3 protein-coding genes are annotated in these 1,615 nt (G+C 35.4%); 2 read left to right on the top strand and 1 reads right to left on the bottom strand.

The features are described from left to right. Positions 1-524: RHS repeat-associated core domain-containing protein (locus AC4IFO_RS22770; RefSeq protein WP_490737819.1), on the top strand; the 524-nt coding region annotated here is incomplete at its 5' end. Between the two features lie 12 nt (positions 525-536). Continuing rightward, positions 537-1,232, top strand: a complete 696-nt coding sequence (locus AC4IFO_RS22765; RefSeq protein WP_490737818.1) for a barstar family protein — start codon at positions 537-539, stop codon at positions 1,230-1,232. A gap of 130 nt (positions 1,233-1,362) precedes the next feature. On the opposite strand, the gene AC4IFO_RS22760 is transcribed toward AC4IFO_RS22765, so the two are convergent. Next, positions 1,363-1,608 (bottom strand): SymE family type I addiction module toxin, encoded by a 246-nt coding sequence (locus tag AC4IFO_RS22760; protein WP_490737820.1) that lies wholly within the window; start codon positions 1,606-1,608, stop codon positions 1,363-1,365. Positions 1,609-1,615: the final 7 nt, after the last annotated feature.

The following is a 1,615-nucleotide window of genomic DNA, read 5'->3' as shown; positions in this document are numbered from 1 at the left end:
ACTTCCGTTTTGCGGGGCAATATGAAGACCGAGAAACAGGGTTGTATTATAACCGCTTCCGCTATTATGATAGGGACAGCGGGCAGTATATTTCACCCGATCCGATAGGGCTGCTGGGTGGTGTGAATCCGTACGGGTATGTGCATAATCCGGTGGGTTGGGTAGATCCGTTCGGGTTGGCGGGTGATTGTTGTAACGTACTCACTGGCACTCTTAAAAATACGCCTAAAAATAATCCACCTAAGCCTCATCAGCTTGAAGCGATGAATAAAGCTATAAATGATATCTCTAATGGAAAAGGGATTCCGAGAATAAATCGACAAACAGGAACACAAACTATATTTCAAGGCAAAGGAAATGCAGCTCAAGCTAGATGGAAAGGAGCATTAGAATGGGAAGTTATCCCTGGAAATAACGAGCTTAGGATACTTACAAAAGACTTAGGTAATGGAAAGACTCAGGTTGGCTTTAGTAATGATCATTATGACCGAATATTCGACGTTATTGTCAAAAAAACCGAATAATGGGATGTTTCAATGAATGGTAAATTTGAGATATTTAACAGCAATGATGAATTGATTTTGTCTTTTAGTAATTTAATTGAATGTTATGACTATACAGGAATGGGAGGGAAATGTTCTTATTCTTTTATTGGTGTAAATGAAAAAAACATAAATTTAAATAGAGGTGTGTGTTACTCTCTAAAAAGTGATCTATTTAAAGGCAGATTGGATTTTAACTTTAAAATAAATGATTTTTATTTATTTAATGATGGATTGCTATTGGATATGAATATTTCATCTGGGATGTATAAATTTGGTGCTCTCTCAATACTTGAATTCTTTTTAAATAGTAAAGAAAGAATTTGGTTAGATATGAAAGGGGTGGCAAAAAAATCATATATTTCAGCGAGCTATCTAAAGAATGGATTTCAAAGAATAATCAATGACGATGATGTTGTTATTGATGGTAAGTATATACATGATTATTATTCATTTTATTGTGAGTTGGGGTATTCTATTTATGGGAGCTATGGCTATGTGGGTGGTAATCTAAATGCGGTATATGATATATTAAATGATTCCTTAGATAAAAGAGTAAATCTTATTTGGAAAGATAGTGAGTTATCATTCAAGGCTATTGATAATAGTGTGCCTGACGATTACTCTCAATCTTCATCAGAAGATATACTAACGTTGTTAGGTGATTATTTTAATATTATTCTTGAGTGATTTTTTATCATGGAAAATTAATTTATATCAAAATTTGTGATTATACTATTTGAATTTAAACTTTATCCAAATAATGAATCAGTCTAAGCTTGCAAGTTGATTCATTATTAAGAAACTCTCAGCTTTAATTTTACCTGTTGATATACTCTGCCATCAGCTCGCGCATCGTGTGTTTTATTGCACTGAGTTGCGCTTGCTGTTGTTGGTTCTGCTGCTTAATTGCTCGGGTGTCTTCGCTGTCGGGTATCAATACCAAACAGCCGTTTAAAATTCTTACCGTCAACGTGAAACCTGTCTCAAAACTGACTTCCTTTAACCACTGCCCTTCAAGGTGTATCGCGGGCGGTGGTGCGGTTTTGTTGCCAATTCGGGGCATAGCCCAC

Source organism: Providencia sp. UF-224, from assembly GCF_058245955.1.
Note: the sequence above shows the minus strand (reverse complement) of the source record. Positions and strands in the feature narration are given on the sequence as shown.

Excerpts from the sequence above, each read along its gene's own strand:
- AC4IFO_RS22765 (WP_490737818.1), top strand. The coding sequence starts at position 537 with ATGAATGGTAAATTTGAGATATTTAACAGCAATGATGAATTGATTTTG.
- AC4IFO_RS22760 (WP_490737820.1), bottom strand. The coding sequence starts at position 1,608 with ATGCCCCGAATTGGCAACAAAACCGCACCACCGCCCGCGATACACCTT.